Origin of the sequence: Bradyrhizobium sp. 2TAF24, assembly GCF_052115025.1 — a bacterium.
In the GTDB taxonomy this organism is placed as follows: domain Bacteria; phylum Pseudomonadota; class Alphaproteobacteria; order Rhizobiales; family Xanthobacteraceae; genus Bradyrhizobium_A.
The window spans coordinates 316,183-333,652 of record NZ_JBFRFW010000001.1 but is presented as its reverse complement, the minus strand read 5'-3'; the positions used below and the strand labels follow the sequence as shown (position 1 = coordinate 333,652).

Sequence of the window (17,470 nt, the reverse complement as noted above, 5' to 3'; positions counted from 1 at the left end):
GCGCCCCGCCGCCATCAAAACAGGACGCGACGTCATGTCCGGACCGAGTGCAGGCAATCCGACCATGGGTGGGGCAGGCGGGATGGCCGCCGCCCCGGCCGTCTCCGAGCGGCTGGTGCCCAGGCGCATCTTTGCCTTCCTGATCATGGTGTTCGGGATGTTCATGTCCATCCTGGACATCCAGATCGTGTCGGCGTCGCTGTCGGAGATCCAGGCGGGCCTGTCGGCGTCGTCCAATGAAGTCTCCTGGGTGCAGACCGCCTACCTGATCGCGGAAGTGATCGCGATTCCGCTGTCCGGCTTCATGTCGCGGGCCCTCGGCACACGCTACCTGTTCGCCATCTCGGCTGCCGGCTTCACCGCCGCCAGCCTGATGTGCGGCCTGACGTCGTCGATCGGCCAGATGATCCTGTGGCGCGCGATCCAGGGTTTCCTCGGCGCCGGCATGATCCCGACCGTGTTCGCGTCGGCCTATACCGTGTTCCCCCGCAACAAGCTGCACATCGTGGCGCCGATCATCGGCCTCGTCGCGACGCTGGCGCCGACCGTCGGCCCCACCGTCGGCGGTTATCTGACCGACGCGCTGTCGTGGCACTGGCTGTTCTTCATCAACGTGCTGCCGGGCATCGGCATCACGGTCGGCGTGCTGGCGCTGGTCGATTTCGACAAGCCGAACCTGGCGCTGCTCGACCATTTCGACTGGGTCGGCCTGTTCTCGATGGCGGGTTTCCTCGGCGCGCTGGAGTATGTGCTCGAGGAAGGGCCGCAGTACGACTGGCTCGACGACGACACGGTCGCGACCTGCGTGGTGATCTGTGGCGTCTCGGCCATCGTTTTCTTCTACCGCGTGCTGACCGCGAAGGAGCCGATCGTCGATATCCGGTCGTTCAAGAACCGCAACTTCGCCTTCGGCAGCATGTTCTCGTTCTGCATCGGCATCGGGCTGTACGGCCTGACCTATATCTATCCGCGCTATCTTGCCGAGATCCGCGGCTACAGCGCGCTGATGATCGGCGAGACCATGTTCGTCTCGGGCATTGCGATGTTCATGACCGCACCGCTGGTCGGCCGGCTGATGCAGAAGGTCGACCTGCGCCTGATGATCGTGCTCGGGCTTGGGATGTTCGCGCTCGGCACCTGGCAGATGACCTGGCTGACCCGCGACTATGATTTCTGGGAGCTGTTCCTGCCGCAGGTGTGCCGCGGCATCGGCATGATGATGGCGATGGTGCCGGTCAACAACATCGCGCTCGGCACCCTGCCGCCGTCGATGGTCAAGAATGCGTCGGGGCTGTTCAACCTGACCCGCAACCTCGGCGGAGCGGTTGGCCTTGCGCTGATCAACACCGCGCTCAACCACCGCACCGACCTGCACATCTCGCGCCTGCACGACAAGGTCAATTGGGGCAATGCGACCGCGACCGAGACGCTGAACATGCTGACGCAGAGGTTTCAGGGCATGGGTGATGCGTCGATGATGGCCCTCAAGCAGCTGTCCATGATCGTGCACCGCCAGGCGGCCGTGATGAGCTATGCCGATTCATTTCTGATGTTGTCGATATTTTATGTCGTCCTGGGGTCGCTGGTATACTTTGTCGACCGCCCCAACATGGCCGGCCCCCCGCCGGACGCGCACTGAAGCTGGATATTGTTCGCCGGCCGGGTTCGTGCTTGAACCCCCGACATGGCAGGTTGGTCGTTTTCTCGTCCGGACAATTCGTTTGCTGAGCCCGGGATCGCCGGCGCGGCGGCGCGCTGGATCGCGGGCGCGCTGGTGCTGACGCTCGGGGCATGGCTGGTCGGCTTTGCCGGCCTGCTCGCCCTCGCCAATCGCGTTCATACTGATATTCCTCGCCTTCTTGCGGTTCGTCTGCCGCTGCTGCAATCCCATCCCAAGCTGATCTTCGCTGGCGAGAGCCGCACCGAATACGGGGTCGATCCGGTGCTGGCCGGTGAGCTGCTGGGGAAGCCGCCAGGCTATGCTGTCAATATCGCCTATGATGCCGGCGAGCCGCTTGCGGTGGCCGCGGCCGCGCGGGCCTATCCGGACGTTTTCCGCGACGCCCATGTGGTCGTGAGTGTGGCGCCGTTCATCTTCAACGAGGGGGTGAAGTCAGCGGGCGTCTATCCGCTCGACGTCGCGGCCCGGCTCGACGTCGGCACGCAATTGGTCACGTTCCTGCCGATGCGCGTCGGCACCCTGGTGCGTTACATCCACGATGCGTTCGAGGCGCGGCTGGCACAGCAGCAGAACGTGGCGACAACGTCGTCTGTGCCGCCGGATGGCGGGGTGATCCGCCTGACCCGGCAAGCCCAGGGGCGGGACAATCTCGGCGGTCATCCGCACTATGCCCGCTGGCGTACGGATGGGCCGAAGGCCCGCTACGCGATCGAGGCCTTGTGCGACATCGCGGCAGCCTCGCGCAAGCTGACGGTGGTTAATCCGCCCTGGGTGCCCGGGGACCGTCGCGCCGACACGGCCTGGATGAACGATGAAGCCGACATCAACGCCCTGCTGCGCGCGGCCGGCAAGCGCTGTCGTTTCGAGACGCTGGTCGTCACGGACGTCCCGGGATTGGCGATCGCGAATTTTTCCGACGAGATGCACGTCAACGCATCGGGCGTGCCGATCTACACCCGCTATCTGATGTCGCAGCTCCCTCGCTAGCCGATGCTGTTCTCGTCCTTCACTTTCGTCTTCCAGTTCCTGCCGGCGGTCGCGCTGGCGTTCGCGGTCGCCCGGCTGCATTCCCCCCGGGCCGGCATCCTGGTGCTGTTCGCCGCGTCCCTGGTGTTCTACGGCGCCTGGAAGCCGGTCTATTTGTTGCTGCTGCTCGCCTCGATCGCCATGAATTTCGGCTTCGGGCTGCTGATGGCCGATCCGCGGCGCCGTAGGCTCGCTCGGCGTCGTCATCAATCTCGTCGCGCTGGGATATTTCAAGTACACCAACTTCCTGCTCGACAGCCTCAGCACGCTCACCGGCGCGCCGCTGCCGTTCGCCGACATCGTGCTGCCGCTCGGCATCTCCTTCTTCACCTTCCAGCAGATCGCCTACCTGGTCGATGTCATGCGCGGCGCGCGGGTCGAGCGTGACATCGTCAGCTACACGCTGTTCGTCTCGTTCTTCCCGCACCTGATCGCCGGGCCGCTGGTGCATCACGCCGAGATGATCCCGCAGTTCAAGCGCGCGCGCTCCGGACGCTCCGCGGTGCTTGCGGCACGCGGCGTCGCGATCTTCGCCGCCGGGCTGTTCAAGAAAGTGGTGATCGCCGACAACCTGTCGCAATTTGTCTCGCCGGTGTTTGCCCATGTCGACGCCGGCGGCACCGTGACCGCCGGTTGGGCGTGGCTCGCGACCCTTGCCTACACGCTGCAGATCTATTTCGATTTCTCCGGCTATTCGGACATGGCGATCGGGCTTGCGCTGCTGTTCGGCATCCGGCTGCCGGTCAACTTCCGCTCGCCGTACCGCGCGACCTCGATCATCGCGTTCTGGCGGCGCTGGCACATCACGCTGTCGCGCTTCCTGCGCGACTATCTCTACATTCCCCTCGGCGGCAACCGGCAGGGGTCGTTGCGGCGCTACCAGAACCTGCTGGTTACCATGCTGCTCGGCGGCCTGTGGCACGGCGCCGGATGGAATTTCCTGATCTGGGGCGGTCTGCACGGTTGCTATCTGATCATCAATCACATCTGGCGGGTGGCCACCGAGCGGTTCGGCAAGACCGCCCTGGCGTCATCGACGCTCGCGCACGGTGTCGGCTGGCTGGTGACCTTCGCGGCGGTGGTGCTGGCCTGGGTGTTCTTCCGCGCCGGCACCTTCATAGGGGCGTGGCGGATGCTGCAGGCGCTGTTCGGGCGAGAGGCCGACAGTGCGGCCTATGTCTCGCCTGGCATCCTGCGCCTGATGGACCTGCCGGTGCTGCTTGGTGCGGAGCCGTTGTTCCGGGTTGGCCTCGGCGCGGTCGGCGGTGCGCTGGCGATTGCGGTGCTGCTGCCCAACGTGCCGCAGATTTTCGGCTATCGGGAATACCGCCGTGCGCCGGAGCGGGCCTGGTTGCGCTGGCGTCCGGATCCGGCCTGGGCGCTGGTGAGCGCGGTGGCGTTGGCGTTGTCGCTGTTCGGCATGTGGCAGCGCCTCGAGTTTCTGTACTTTCAGTTCTGACATTGCCGCGATGGCGTGGTTCGGTGCGACACGTTGTCGTGCCGCGTTTCATTGCGTCGATCGGCGCCGCTCGGCAAAATCCTGCCGCAATTGTTGCCCATTGCTTCGGCATTCACTTTTTGCGGCTGCATGCCGCATCATCGCGACCCGGCCACGCCAACCAGGAGGAGCTGCATGAAGACGACTTTCCTGCTCATCGCTCCCGCGTGCGTCGACTTCCGGATCCTCGGTTGACCTCACGCGGTCCTGGGATCCGCCGGGCGCAGGTCTGACGACCGTCCGGCTGCGTCGCTAGACGTTCCACCCTCGTTTTCGTTCTCAGACACTGGCTGCGCACGGTCGCGGCTGTCGTGTCCTCTGCCATGGAGCCGGCTTGCGCGTACGCGTGGCCGGATCGATCAATGACCCGTCTTCGTCAAAAGCCGGCGGATGCGTTCCGCACGGTTCTTCCTTTCGTCTTCCGTCACTGGCGCCGTCAGCCCTGGCGGCTGACGGCGATCTGTCTCGCGCTGGCCGCGTCGACGCTGGCCGACGTGTTCATGCCATACTATGCGGGCCGGCTGGTCGACGCCGTCGCCCATGGCGCGAGCGATCCGTCGCTCGGCCGTGACGCGGCGTTCGTTGCGTTCGCAGCGATCATCGGGCTTGGCCTGATGTCGGTGGTGCTGCGGCACGCCGGCTTTCAGGCTATCGTCGCGCTGACGCTGCGCATCATGAGCGATGTCGCGCGCGATGCGTTCTGGCGCGTGCAGCGCTTTTCCACCGACTGGCACGCCAACAGCTTCTCGGGCTCGACGGTGCGCAAGATCACCCGCGGCATGGGCGCGCTGGATCTGCTCGACGACACCCTGCTGATGGCGCTGCTGCCGTCACTGGTGGTGCTGCTCGGCTCGATGCTGCTGCTTGGCCTGCAATGGCCGCTGCTGGGGCTCGTGATCGCCATCGGTACCATCGCCTATGTGGCGATGGTGGTGGTGTTCTCGACCTACTATATCGCTCCTGCGGCGCGATCGTCGAACGCCTCCGACACCAGGCTCGGCGGCATGTTGGCGGATTCGCTCGGGTGCAATGCGGTGGTCAAGTCGTTCGGCGCCGAGTCTCGCGAGGACGAGCGACTGGCCGGCGTGTTGCGCAACTGGAAGCATCGCACCGGGCGGACGTGGCGGCGCTATACCCGCACCGGAACGGCGCAACTCGTGCTGTTGCTGGGCATGCGCACCGCGGTGGTCGGCGGCGCGCTGCTGATGTGGCTGTCCGGCCGGGCGTCGGCCGGCGACGTCACCTATGTGATGACGAGCTATTTCGTCATCCATGGCTATCTCCGTGACATCGGCATGCACATCAACCACCTGCAGCGCTCGGTCAACGAGATGGAGGAACTGGTCGCGATCCATGACGAGCCGATCGGCATTGCGGATGCACCCGATGCACGGCCGATCGATGTCACCGGCGGCGCGATTCGTTTCGACGACGTCACCTTCCACTATGGTGGCCACTCCACGCCGCTCTACAGCGGCCTGTCCGTCGATATCCGGGCGGGGGAGAGGATCGGCCTCGTCGGCCGCTCCGGCTCGGGCAAGACCACATTCGTGAAGCTGATCCAGCGGCTGCACGATGTCTCCTCCGGGCGGGTGCTGATCGATGGGCAGGACGTGCGGCACGCGACGCAGCAGTCGCTGCGCAGCCAGATCGCGATCGTGCAGCAGGAGCCGATCCTGTTCCACCGGTCGCTGGCCGAGAACATCGCCTACGGTCGCCCCGGTGCGTCGCAGGCGGCGATCGAGCATGCCGCGCGTCTCGCCAACGCGCATGACTTCATCGCCCGCCTGCCGGCCGGTTATGGCACGCTGGTCGGCGAGCGCGGCGTGAAGCTGTCCGGTGGCGAGCGCCAGCGCGTGGCGCTGGCGCGGGCGTTCCTGGCGGATGCGCCGATCCTGATCCTGGACGAGGCGACCTCGAGCCTCGATTCGGAATCGGAGGCGCTGATCCAGGAGGCGATGGAGCGGCTGATGCACGGCCGCACCGCGATCGTGATTGCTCACCGGCTGTCCACGGTCCGCTCGCTCGACCGCATCCTGGTGTTCGAGCGCGGCCGGATCGCGGAGGAAGGTAACCACGCCTCCCTGGTGCGCCGGCCCGGCGGCATCTACCGCGGTCTGTTCGAACGCCAGGTGCTGGAGTTCGGCGCGCTCGGCGAGGATGGCGTCGATCGCGTCTCCGCCGCGGAATGACCGCCGACACGACAACGGCCCGGCAGAGATGCCGGGCCGTTTGCTGTTGGCAGTCATCGCGCCCGGGCGACCTCGCCGTTCATGGGATGCCAGGCGATCTGACGGCGCGCCTGAGCGCCGCGGGCATGCAGCCGCCGCCTGCAGCCATGCGCCGAGCCTTCTGACGGCCGCGCCGCAAACCGCGCTAGCCTTGGATTCGTCCGCGGCAACAGCGATGCAAGGACGAAACGTCGCGACGAGGGAGAGACAGGGCGATGAGCTTCATCACCGGCGTCGGGCTGACGCCGTTCGGGCGGCACGAGGGGCGCGGCACGCTCGACCTCATGAGCATGGCCGCCGAGACGGCGCTCGCGGACGCCGGTCTGACGCGCCGCGACATCGATGGCGTGCTCTGCGGCTACTCCACAACGATGCCGCATCTGATGCTCGCTACGGTGTTTGCCGAGCATTTTGGCCTGCAACCGCACTATGCCCATGGCGTTCAGGTCGGCGGCGCCACGGGCCTTGCGATGGCCATGCTCGCGCATGAGCTGGTGTCGGCGGGGCGGGTCCGCCACATGCTGGTCGTCGCCGGCGAGAATCGCCTGACGGGCGTGTCGCGGGACGGCGCCATGCAGACGCTCGCCCAGGTCGGGCATCCCGTCTACGAGGTGCCGCTCGGCCCGACCATTCCCGCCTATTATGGCCTGCTGGCGTCGCGCTACATGCACGACTTCGGCGTCACCGAACAGGATTTCGCCGAGTTCGCCGTGCTGATGCGCCGTCATGCCATGGACCATCCCGGCGCCCAGTATCGCGAGCCGATCACCGTTGCCGATGTGATGGCGTCGCGCGTGATCGCAACGCCCCTGAAGCTGCTCGACTGCTGCCCGGTGTCCGATGGCGGCGCGGCCCTCGTTATCAGCGCCGCGCCCACGGCCGCGCCGGCCGTGCGGGTGCGCGGCTGCGGCCAGGCGCACCAGCACCAGCATGTCTCGGCCCTTGCCGATATCGCGCAGGTCGGCGCCGCGGCGGCGAGCGCGCGGGCACGTGAACGGGCCGGGATTGCCATTTCCGACGTCCGCTATGCTGCGGTCTACGACAGCTTTACCGTCACGCTGGCGCTGCTGCTCGAGGCGCTGGGATTTGCCGGGCGCGGCGAGGCGGCGGCACGGGCGCGCAACGGCGAGTTCAGCCGCGATGGCCGTCTGCCGCTCAACACCCATGGCGGACTGCTGAGCTACGGTCATTGCGGCTGCGGCGGCGCCATGGCGCATCTCGTCGAGACCCAGTTGCAGATGACCGGGCGGGGAGGCGAGCGTCAGGTGCGCGATGCGTCGCTGGCGTTCATACATGGCGACGCCGGCGTGATGTCGTCTCATGTCAGCATGGTGCTGGAGCGTACGCGATGAGTCTCCCGGATACAGATCCCGCCGACTGGACCTCGGGTGCAGAGGCGATCGCCTACCAGAATTGTCCGTCCTGCGCCGCAGTCTGGCATTTTCGTCGCGGCTTCTGTCCGGCGTGCGGATCGCAGCCTCCACGCACGCATCGGGCCGCCGGCCATGGCGTCCTCTACGCGATCACCGAGGTGCGCCGCGCAGCGACACCGGAGGCCAAGGCGCACGTGCCATATGCCATCGTGCTCGTCGACATGGCGGACGGCTTTCGCATGATGGCCCACGGCGACCCTGGCCTTGCGATCGGCGATGCGGTCTCTGCGCGGTTCGTGTCCTTCACCGGCCGCATCGTGCCGCATTTCAGCAAAGCCGCGCCGAAAGGGTGAAGGGCCCGGCGGGATGCGCCGAGCCCTTCGTGACGAAGATCAGCCGGCCTGTAAGCCGGGTTCTGTAGGGCACCGCGCGCTTGCGCCCGCGATGCGTGACGGCCATTCCTCTGGGACACCGCTTGCGCGCTGCCTCGAGCAACCTACCCGAACGGTCGAGCCAGACATGCCCTGTGGAGTTATCGCCCGAGAGCGAACTGTCCACGACGCCGTTCCTATTCGGTTTTGCTCCCGGTGGGGTTTACCATGCCGTCCGCGTTGCCGCGGACGCGGTGCGCTCTTACCGCACCTTTTCACCCTTACCTGCGCCGTAGCGCCGGCGGTTCGTTCTCTGTGGCACTTTCCCTGGGGTCGCCCCCGCCGGACGTTATCCGGCACCGTTTGTCCATGGAGCCCGGACTTTCCTCCCCCGCGACCTTTCGATCCCTGCGGGAGCGGCCGTCCAGCCGACTGACGGCTACGTCATGGAGTGTGGCGGCAGCGCGGTCAAGTGCGGCTTCTCCGGCGGCCTGGTGTCCAGCAGGGCCCTGAGGGTCTCCCGCGTGGAGGCGTCGGCGATACCATCCACCAGCTCGGGGCGGAAATGACGCTGGAACGCGGCGACGACGGCAGCGGTCGCCGTGTCATACTGAGCGTTGCGTGGGACCGCGTAGCCATAGGCCGCGAGCTTGTCTTGCATCGCCAGCACCGCGTCGCCGCTCATGCCAGGCTGCAGCACGTCGTTGCCGGGGACGATCCGGGCAGGGCGGACCCAGTGGCCGACACCGGAACTCGCCAGCAGGCGCCAGGGAAATTTTTCGCCAGGGTCCTTCTTGCGATCTGGCGCGATATCGGAATGGCCGAGCACGCGATCGCTGGCGATATCGCGGCGGATGATGATGCCGCGGCACAGCGCGATCACGGCGGCGATCTGCCGGGACGGGAAATCCGGATAACCCCAGTCGTGGCCGCCGTTGACGATCTCGATGCCGATCGAGCACGAATTGATGTCGGTCTCGCCGGCCCAGGAGGAAGTCCCCGCATGCCAGGCACGGTAAGCCTCCGGGACGCACTGTACGATGCGGCCATCCTCCAGCACCACGTAGTGCGCCGAGACTTCGGTGCCAGGCTTGCACAGCCGTGTCAGCGCGCCCTCCGCATCCTGCATGCCGGTGTAGTGCAGCACGATCATGTCGGGAGCGCGGTTGTTGCGCCGGTCGCCGTAGTTGGCGGATGGGACGACGTCGGAGATGACCGACGAATCCGGCATGAACTTCAGCATGTCAGCGTGGACCCAGGGAGATGGCAGACGTGATGGCGGCGTGGACGGCAGGATCCGTTGACGCTTCGACGCAGAGCCACCCGACGCAAAAGACCCCTGGACCATGTCACACTCAAACCGGGCGGGAGAGCGGCGGCAACTCGACATTCGAGAGATGCCGGAACCTCGGGTTCCAATGCGTGTCGGCTCTACCCGGACAGCAGTTCCATATTACCGGACCGCGCTTGCCCTGCTGCATCTGACGATGTGGCAGGCAAGATCGGTCCGGGATGAACACCTTCACTATCCTGCCATAAACGTTGTCGTGCAATCGCTTTGCGCGCCCAAGATGGCTGCTGTCCACATCCACGTGCGGTTGGACCGAGCTGAAAGAGCTGAAATTCCATTGACTTATGATGATATTGTTGGCGCGGCGCCACATCGCCGGAGAAAACCGTGCGGCTGTTTTGCAAATTCCGCGTGAACGTCAACGGTTCCTTAATGTTAACCCTCGCTTACTGGGGTTGAATGCCGGTTCGCTGGAACAGGCTGCAATGTATCTTGTCGATCGCGGAACCCCATGGTTGGCCATCAGATTCCATGCGGACGCCAACGGGCCTTCCGGCCTGGATGGTGGCCCGCGCCGGCTGTGCCGGCGCGGCGTGCATGGGGACGGCGGGACACGCGGGAGCGCATCATGATGGCAACAGGCCCGGAGCTTCGGGTTCCATCCGATCGGCGCCATGTCCCGGTGCTGGGTGTCGAGGCCGTGGCGGCGCTCGCGCCGCGCGCGGGCGGCGTCTATGTCGACGCCACCTTCGGCGCCGGCGGTTACAGCCGCATGCTGCTCGAGGTGCCCGGCACGCGGGTGATCGGCATCGATCGTGACCGCACCGCGATTGCCGGCGGCTTTGCGCTGGTCGAGGCTTCTGGCGGACGGCTGACGCTGGTCGAGGACCGCTTCTCCAACCTCGCGGACGTCTGCGCCGGCGAAGGCGTCACGCATGTCGACGGCATCGTGATGGATGTCGGGGTGTCGTCGATGCAGCTCGATCAGGCCGAGCGCGGCTTTTCGTTCCGGCTCGACGGTCCGCTCGACATGCGGATGGGCCAGCATGGCCCGAGCGCCGCCGACATCATCGCGGCCGCGTCCGAAACCGACCTCGCGAACCTCATCTATATCCTGGGCGAGGAGCGACAGTCGCGCGGCATTGCCCGGGCGATCGTCGCCGCTCGGCGGGAGGAGCCGGTCACCACCACGCGGCGGCTTGCCGACATCGTCGCGCGGGTGGTGCGTGCCAAGCCCAACGACATCCATCCGGCCACGCGGACGTTCCAGGCGCTACGGATCGCGGTGAACGAGGAACTCGACGAGTTGCAGACGGCGCTGGTCGCGGCCGAGCAACGGCTCAAGCCCGGCGGCCGGCTCGCGGTGGTCTCGTTCCATTCGCTGGAAGACCGCATCGTCAAGAATTTCCTCAACGCGCGCGGCAAGAGTGCGGGTGGATCGCGCCACCTGCCGGAAGTGGCTCAGCACGCGCCCAGCTTCGAGATTCTGACCCGCCGTCCCATCGTGCCCGGCGAGGCCGAGCTCGCCGTCAATCCGCGTGCACGCTCCGCCAAGCTGCGTTCCGCCGAGCGCACGGCGGCCCCTGCCCATCCCGACGAGGCGCCGCCGGAGTGGCCCTCGCTTCAGTCCGTGATGAGAGGAGGCTGACCTGTGCGGATCGTGCATCTCTTCGTCATCTGTGCGCTGGTGTTCGCCGCCGCCTATGTCTACCGGATCAAGATGGAATCCACGGTGCGCACCGAGACCATGCTGAAGTTGCGTGCCGACATCCGCGAGCAGCGTGATGCGATCGCGACGCTGCATGCGGAGTGGGCGAAGCTGCAGAATCCGGCGCGGCTGCAGGATCTCGCCGGACGCTATCTCGGCATGCGCTCGATCGAGGCGACCCAGTACGATCAGCTCAAGAACCTGCCGGAGCGGCCGCCGAGCTTTGCCCGCGCGGCAACCCCCGATCCGATCGGCTCCATGCTCGATATGATCGGCAAGGATGCCGCTCCCGCCCGGGATGCTGCGCCGGCGGTGGAGGAGGCGCAATGACCGACGCCGCGCTGCCCGCCGCCCGCCCGTCCGAACCGCTGCGTCAGCGATTGATCCGCGGCTTGCTCTACGGGCGCAAGGACCGAGCCGCCAAGGCGCGCGCCCGGGTCGGCTTCACCATGATCGCGTTTGCGGCGATCTACACTGTGATCGCGGCGCGCCTTGCCATCTTCGCCGTGGTCGGCGAGGGCCATGGCCTGCGCCGCAATGCCGCGCAGGATGCGGTCGCCACCGCCCGCCCCGACATCGTCGATCGCAATGGCGCCATTCTCGCCACCGACGTCAAGGCGCCGTCGCTCTTTGCCGAGCCGCGCCGCATCATCGACAAGGACGAGGCGATCGAGCTCCTGACCGCGACATTGCCGGATCTCGAAACCGCCGAGGTGCGCCAGCGCATCATGACGCGCAAGGGATTCGTCTGGCTGAAGCGCGAGATCACGCCGCAGCAGCAGCAGGACATTCATCGCCTCGGCATTCCCGGCATCGGCTTCCTGCGAGAGAACAAGCGGGTCTATCCCAGCGGCCAAGAGGTCGCGCACCTGATCGGCCTCGTCAATATCGACAACCAGGGCATTGCCGGCATCGAGAAGTGGCTCGATACCAACGGCCTCGCCGACCTGCACCGCGCCGGCTTCGCCACCGACCGCCAGCAGTTGCCGGTGGAGCTCGCGGTCGATCTGCGGGTCGAGCATGCGCTGCGTGACGAATTGATAAAGGCCAAGGACAAGTTCCACGCCAAGGCGGCCTCGGGCATCGTCAGCAATGTGCGCACCGGCGAGATCGTGGCGATGGTGTCGCTGCCGGACTTCGATCCGAACAATCCGAAGGAAGCCAACGATCCCGATCGCATCAATCGCCTGACCACCGGCGTCTACGAAATGGGATCGACCTTCAAGGCGTTCACGCTGGCGATGGCGCTGGATTCCGGCAAGATCAATCTCAATTCGATGTGGGATGCTCGCGGCAACCTGCACTATGGCAAGTTCACCATCCACGACAGCCATCCGCTCGGCCGCGCCATCAACACCAAGGAAGTCTTCACCTACTCGTCGAACATCGGCGCCGCGCGGATCGCGCTGAGCCAGGGCGTGGAGGCGCACAAGGCATTTCTCACCAAGATGGGGCAGCTGCAGCGCCTGCGCACGGAGCTGCCGGAAAGCGCGGCGCCGCTGGTGCCGCGGCGCTGGGGCGAGCTGAACACCGTCACCATCTCGTTCGGTCAGGGTCTGTCGGTCGCGCCGCTGCAGGCGGTGATGGGTATCAATGCGCTGGTCAATGGCGGTTATCTCATCCCGCCGACCTTCCTCAAGCGCAGCGAACAAGAGGCTGCGGGCCTCGCCAAGCGCGTGGTCAAGACCGAGACCAGCGACAAGATGCGCTACCTGATGCGCCTTAATGCTGAAATCGGTACGGCCAAGACCGCGGACGTTAAGGGCTATTATGTCGGCGGCAAGACCGGTACCTCGGAAAAGGTCATCAATGGTCGCTATGCCAAGAAGCGGGTGCTCAACTCGTTCACGGCGATCATGCCGGCCGACAATCCACACTATCAGATACTGATCATGCTGGACGAGCCGCAGGCCTTGCCCGAAACGCATGGCTTCATCACCTCCGGCTGGAACACGGTTCCGACCGGTGGCAAGGTCATCGCGCGGATCGCGCCGTTGCTCGGCATGGAGCCGCGGTTCGATCTGCCGCCCGCGGAGCGCCTTATTCTTGCGGCATCGAAGGAAAGCCGCTAAGCGCTGGCACGGCCGGCCGGAGACGCTGGGCGGGCTGCGACAGGATGCTGACAGGCCTTGTGGATCCGTTGCGTGCTGAACCATCACAACTTCGAGATTTCGTGACCCCAGAGCCGTCGTGACGATGAGACTGTGTGATCTTCTCGGCCATGACGCCGCGCTCGACGCCCCGACGGGTGGCCTCGCGGTGACCGGGCTCGCCGTCGACAGCCGCACCGTCAAGCCTGGCGACCTGTTTTTCGCACTGGCGGGGGCGCGGACCGACGGCGCCCGCTTCGTCGCGGAGGCTGCGGCCTCCGGTGCGGTCGCGGTGGTCGGCGAACAGCCCGCGCCGCTGGACGGTGCTGTCCCCTATATTCAGGTGGCGCAGGCGCGACGTGTGCTGGCGCTCGCCGCCGCGCGGTTCTATCCGCGGCAGCCGGCGACGATCGCGGCGGTGACCGGCACCAGCGGCAAGACCTCGGTCGCGGCCTACGCGCGCCAGATCTGGCAGAGCTTCGGCTTTCCGTCCGCGAGCATCGGCACCGTCGGGCTGGTGGCGCCGACGCGCAGCGTCTACGGCTCGCTGACCACGCCGGATCCGATCGCATTGCATCGCTCGCTCGACGAACTCGCCGGCGAAGGCGTTACGCATCTTGCGCTGGAAGCCTCGTCCCATGGCCTCGATCAGTTCAGGCTCGACGGGGTGCGGGTTAGTGTCGGCGCATTCACCAACCTGTCCCGCGATCATCTCGACTATCATCCGACGCTCGAACATTACCTCGCGGCGAAGCTGCGGCTGTTCGAGGCTCTTGTGGTCGATGGCGGCGCGGCGGTCATCGCCGCCGATCATGTGCATGCGGCCGCGGTGATCGCGGCGGCGCGGGCACGCAAGCTGCGGCTGTTCACGGTTGGTCGCCAAGGCCGTGATGACGCTGACGGCATCCGCCTCCTCGATGCCGAGATCGACGGTTTCGGCCAGCGACTGACCCTGGCGCACGCCGGCAAGACCCACACGCTGCGGCTGCCGTTGGTCGGCGAATTCCAGATCGAGAACGCGCTGGTGGCCGCCGGCATCGCCATCACCACGGGCAGCGACGCCGCGCGGGTGTTCTCGGCGCTGGCCGAGCTCGAAGGCGCCAAGGGGCGCCTCGAGCTGGTCGGCGCACGCCACGACGCCCCGGTGTTCGTGGACTATGCCCACAAGCCCGACGCGCTGGAAAAGGCGCTGGCGGCGCTGCGGCCCTATGCCAAAGGGCGGTTGATCGTGGTGTTCGGCGCCGGCGGCGACCGGGACGCCGGCAAGCGCCCGCTGATGGGCGCGATTGCGGCGCGCGGTGCCGACATGGTGATCGTGACTGACGACAATCCGCGCAGCGAGGCACCGGCTGCGATCCGCGCCGCGATCCTGGCCGCGGCCTCCGGCGGGCGTGAGATCGGCGACCGAGCCGAGGCGATCCGCGCCGGTATAGCCGAGCTGCAGCCCGGTGACGTGCTGCTGATTGCCGGCAAGGGCCATGAAACCGGACAGATCATCGGCGATCGCGTGCTGCCCTTCAGCGATCACGAGACGGCGCGCACCGCGCTCGCGGAGGATGCCGCATGACTGCTCAGCCGCTGTGGACCATCGGCGAGATGGCGGATGCGATGCGCGCCGCGCGCAGCGGACCGCTGCCGGCCGCAGTGACCGGGATTTCGATCGACAGCCGCACGGTCGCGCCGGGGGAGGCGTATTTCGCGATCAAGGGCGACGTGCATGACGGACACGACTTCGTCGCGGCGGCGCTGAAGAACGGCGCCGGGGTGGCGGTGGTGGCGGATTCGCACCGCGCCGCGTTTGCGGACGATGCGCCGCTCCTGGTGGTGCCCGACGTGCTGGCGGCGCTCGGCGAGCTCGGCGTCGCGGGGCGGGCACGTCTCGGCGGCAGGGTGATCGCGGTGACCGGCTCGGTCGGCAAGACCTCGACCAAGGAGGCGCTGCGCCGCGTGCTGGCAGCACAAGGCAAGACCCATGCGTCGGTCGCCTCGTTCAACAACCACTGGGGTGTGCCGCTGACGCTGGCGCGCTGCCCGGCGGACGCCGTCTACGCGGTGTTCGAGATCGGCATGAACCATGCGGGCGAGATCGAGCCGCTGGTCAAGATGGTGCGTCCGCACGTCGCCGTCATCACCACGGTCGAGCCGGTGCATCTGGAGTTCTTCTCCGGCGTCGAGGCGATCGCCGACGCCAAGGCCGAGATCTTCACCGGCCTCGAACCCGGTGGCGTCGCGGTGCTGAACCGCGACAATTCGCAGTTCGCGCGCCTGCAGAAGCGGGCCAAGAAATGCGGCGTCTCCCGCATCGTGTCGTTCGGCGCGGACAAGAAGGCCGACGCCCGGCTGCTGGATGTGTCGCTGCATGCTGACTGCTCGGCGGTGCATGCCGATATCCTCGACCACGACATCACCTACAAGATCGGCATGCCCGGCCGGCACATGGCGATGAACTCGCTGGCGGTGCTGACGGCTGCGGCGCTCGCCGGCGCCGACCTGGTGGCCGCGGCACTGGCACTGGCGGGGCTGCAGCCGCCCACCGGCCGCGGCGCGCGGCTGTCTCTCGGATTGCCGCAGGGACCGGCGACCCTGATCGACGAGAGCTACAACGCCAATCCGGCCTCCATGGCCGCGGCGCTCGGCGTGCTCGGGCAGGCGCCGGTCGGTGCCCGCGGCCGGCGCATTGCCGTGCTCGGCGACATGCTGGAGCTGGGACCGCACAGCCCGCAACTGCACCGCGACCTGGCTGAGCCGGTGGCCGCCAACAAGGTCGACCTGGTGTATTGCTGCGGTCCCCTGATGCGAAACCTGTGGGACGCTCTTCCATCGACGCGCCGGGGCGGCTATGCCGAGAGCTCGGCGGCGCTCGAGGGGGCGGTCGCCGCGGCGCTGCGGGCAGGGGACGCCGTCATGGTCAAGGGATCGCTCGGCTCGAAAATGAAGCTGATCGTCACGGCGCTGGAAAAGCGCTTTCCGGGCCATGCGGCGTTCGACGACGTGGTGGCGTAGCGTTTTTCAGGTGGGGCTGATTGCGGGGTGTGTCGTGTACACACGTCAGAACAAGCACATGGAGCTCTTCCGGAATGTCACGGTATTCCGGAACGGGCGTAAGGCGGTTTGAATGTTTTACTGGCTGATCGATCTGTCCAGCTCAATTCCGGTGTTCAACGTATTTCGCTACATCACTTTCCGTACCGGCGGGGCGATGGTGACGGCGGCGCTGTTCGTGTTCCTGTTCGGTCCCTGGATCATCGACAATCTGCGCCTGCGCCAGGGCAAGGGACAGCCGATCCGGACCGACGGTCCGCAGTCGCATCTCGTCAGCAAGAAAGGCACGCCCACCATGGGCGGCCTGATGATCCTGTCGGGTCTCGTGGTCTCCACCGTGCTGTGGGCCAACCCGCGCAACCCCTATGTCTGGGTGGTGCTGGCGGTGACGCTCGGCTTCGGTTTCGTCGGCTTCTATGACGATTATCTGAAAGTGACCAAGCAGACCCATGCCGGCTTTGCCGGCCGCACGCGCCTGCTGATCGAATTCCTGATCGCCGGCACGGCCTGTTTCGCCTTCGTCTGGTTGGGGCGCGAGCCGTTCTCCACATCGCTGGTGATCCCGTTCTTCAAGGACGTGGCGCTGAACTTCGGCTGGTTCTTCGTCATCTTCGGCGCCTTCATCGTGGTCGGCGCCGGCAACGCGGTCAACCTCACCGACGGCCTCGATGGCCTCGCCATCGTGCCGGTGATGATCGCCTCGCTGTCGTTCGGCATGATCTCCTATCTCGTCGGCAACGCGGTGTTCTCTGACTACCTGCAGATCAACTATGTCGCGGGTACCGGCGAGCTCGCGGTGCTGTGCGGCGCGGTGCTCGGTGCCGGTCTCGGCTTCCTGTGGTTCAACGCCCCGCCTGCTTCCATCTTCATGGGCGATACCGGCTCGCTGGCGCTCGGCGGCATGCTGGGATCGATCGCGGTCGCAGTGAAGCACGAGATCGTGCTGGCGGTGATCGGCGGCCTGTTCGTGCTGGAAGCGGTCTCGGTGATCGTGCAGGTGGCGTCCTTCAAGCTGACCGGCAAGCGGGTGTTCAAGATGGCGCCGATCCACCATCATTTCGAGCAGCTCGGCTGGACCGAGCCACAGATCGTGATCCGCTTCTGGATCATTTCAGTCATGCTGGCGCTGGCCGGCCTGTCGACCTTGAAGCTGAGGTGA

At 66.5% G+C, this 17,470-nt stretch carries 13 protein-coding genes and 1 other RNA gene; 12 read left to right on the top strand and 2 right to left on the bottom strand.

All coding sequences use genetic code 11. The features are described 5' to 3' along the window. Positions 1-34: 34 nt before the first annotated feature. The 6 genes from AB4Z37_RS01430 (at position 35) to AB4Z37_RS01405 (ending at position 8,162) form a co-directional block, all read left to right on the top strand. On the top strand, positions 35-1,639 hold the full coding sequence (locus AB4Z37_RS01430; protein ID WP_441514887.1) for a DHA2 family efflux MFS transporter permease subunit: 1,605 nt from the start codon (positions 35-37) through the stop codon (positions 1,637-1,639). Positions 1,640-1,684: 45 nt separating this feature from the next. Then, on the top strand, positions 1,685-2,668 hold the full coding sequence (locus tag AB4Z37_RS01425; RefSeq protein ID WP_441514886.1) for a hypothetical protein: 984 nt from the start codon (positions 1,685-1,687) through the stop codon (positions 2,666-2,668). Between the two features lie 340 nt (positions 2,669-3,008). Beyond that, positions 3,009-4,166, top strand: a complete 1,158-nt coding sequence (locus AB4Z37_RS01420) for an MBOAT family O-acyltransferase (RefSeq protein ID WP_441514885.1) — start codon at positions 3,009-3,011, stop codon at positions 4,164-4,166. A 401-nt stretch (positions 4,167-4,567) separates the two neighbouring features. Beyond that, a complete protein-coding gene (locus AB4Z37_RS01415) occupies positions 4,568-6,397 on the top strand; it encodes an ABC transporter ATP-binding protein (RefSeq protein WP_441514884.1) in 1,830 nt (609 codons plus the stop codon). 254 nt (positions 6,398-6,651) lie between these two features. After that, positions 6,652-7,788 (top strand): thiolase family protein, encoded by a 1,137-nt coding sequence (locus tag AB4Z37_RS01410; RefSeq protein ID WP_441514883.1) that lies wholly within the window; start codon positions 6,652-6,654, stop codon positions 7,786-7,788. Continuing rightward, positions 7,785-8,162: a Zn-ribbon domain-containing OB-fold protein gene (locus AB4Z37_RS01405; RefSeq protein WP_441514882.1), complete on the top strand. Its 378-nt coding sequence runs from the start codon at positions 7,785-7,787 to the stop codon at positions 8,160-8,162. Before AB4Z37_RS01410 ends, AB4Z37_RS01405 begins: the two co-directional genes overlap by 4 nt. A 35-nt stretch (positions 8,163-8,197) precedes the next feature. On the opposite strand, the gene rnpB is transcribed toward AB4Z37_RS01405, so the two are convergent. Both rnpB and AB4Z37_RS01395 read right to left on the bottom strand, forming a co-directional pair. Then, an RNA gene (gene rnpB / locus AB4Z37_RS01400) (RNase P RNA component class A) lies at positions 8,198-8,616 on the bottom strand. A gap of 3 nt (positions 8,617-8,619) precedes the next feature. Next, entirely contained in the window at positions 8,620-9,528 is a 909-nt protein-coding gene (locus AB4Z37_RS01395; protein WP_441514881.1) for an N-acetylmuramoyl-L-alanine amidase, read from the bottom strand. 571 nt (positions 9,529-10,099) lie between these two features. On the opposite strand from AB4Z37_RS01395, the gene rsmH reads away from it, so the two are divergent. From rsmH to mraY, 6 genes are all read left to right on the top strand, one after another. Further along, complete coding sequence (rsmH, locus tag AB4Z37_RS01390; RefSeq protein WP_441514880.1) at positions 10,100-11,119, top strand: 16S rRNA (cytosine(1402)-N(4))-methyltransferase RsmH; 1,020 nt, start codon at positions 10,100-10,102, stop codon at positions 11,117-11,119. A 3-nt stretch (positions 11,120-11,122) separates the two neighbouring features. After that, positions 11,123-11,509 (top strand): cell division protein FtsL, encoded by a 387-nt coding sequence (gene ftsL, locus AB4Z37_RS01385; protein ID WP_441514879.1) that lies wholly within the window; start codon positions 11,123-11,125, stop codon positions 11,507-11,509. Beyond that, on the top strand, positions 11,506-13,251 hold the full coding sequence (locus tag AB4Z37_RS01380; RefSeq protein WP_441514878.1) for a peptidoglycan D,D-transpeptidase FtsI family protein: 1,746 nt from the start codon (positions 11,506-11,508) through the stop codon (positions 13,249-13,251). The genes ftsL and AB4Z37_RS01380 overlap by 4 nt, the downstream gene beginning before the upstream one ends. A gap of 124 nt (positions 13,252-13,375) precedes the next feature. Continuing rightward, the gene (locus tag AB4Z37_RS01375; protein WP_441515237.1) at positions 13,376-14,836 is read left to right on the top strand and encodes a UDP-N-acetylmuramoyl-L-alanyl-D-glutamate--2,6-diaminopimelate ligase; all 1,461 of its coding nucleotides are present in this window, start codon (positions 13,376-13,378) and stop codon (positions 14,834-14,836) included. Continuing rightward, a complete protein-coding gene (locus AB4Z37_RS01370) occupies positions 14,833-16,272 on the top strand; it encodes a UDP-N-acetylmuramoylalanyl-D-glutamyl-2,6-diaminopimelate--D-alanyl-D-alanine ligase (protein ID WP_441514877.1) in 1,440 nt (479 codons plus the stop codon). The genes AB4Z37_RS01375 and AB4Z37_RS01370 overlap by 4 nt, the downstream gene beginning before the upstream one ends. A gap of 112 nt (positions 16,273-16,384) precedes the next feature. Next, a complete protein-coding gene (gene mraY, locus AB4Z37_RS01365) occupies positions 16,385-17,470 on the top strand; it encodes a phospho-N-acetylmuramoyl-pentapeptide-transferase (RefSeq protein WP_441514876.1) in 1,086 nt (361 codons plus the stop codon).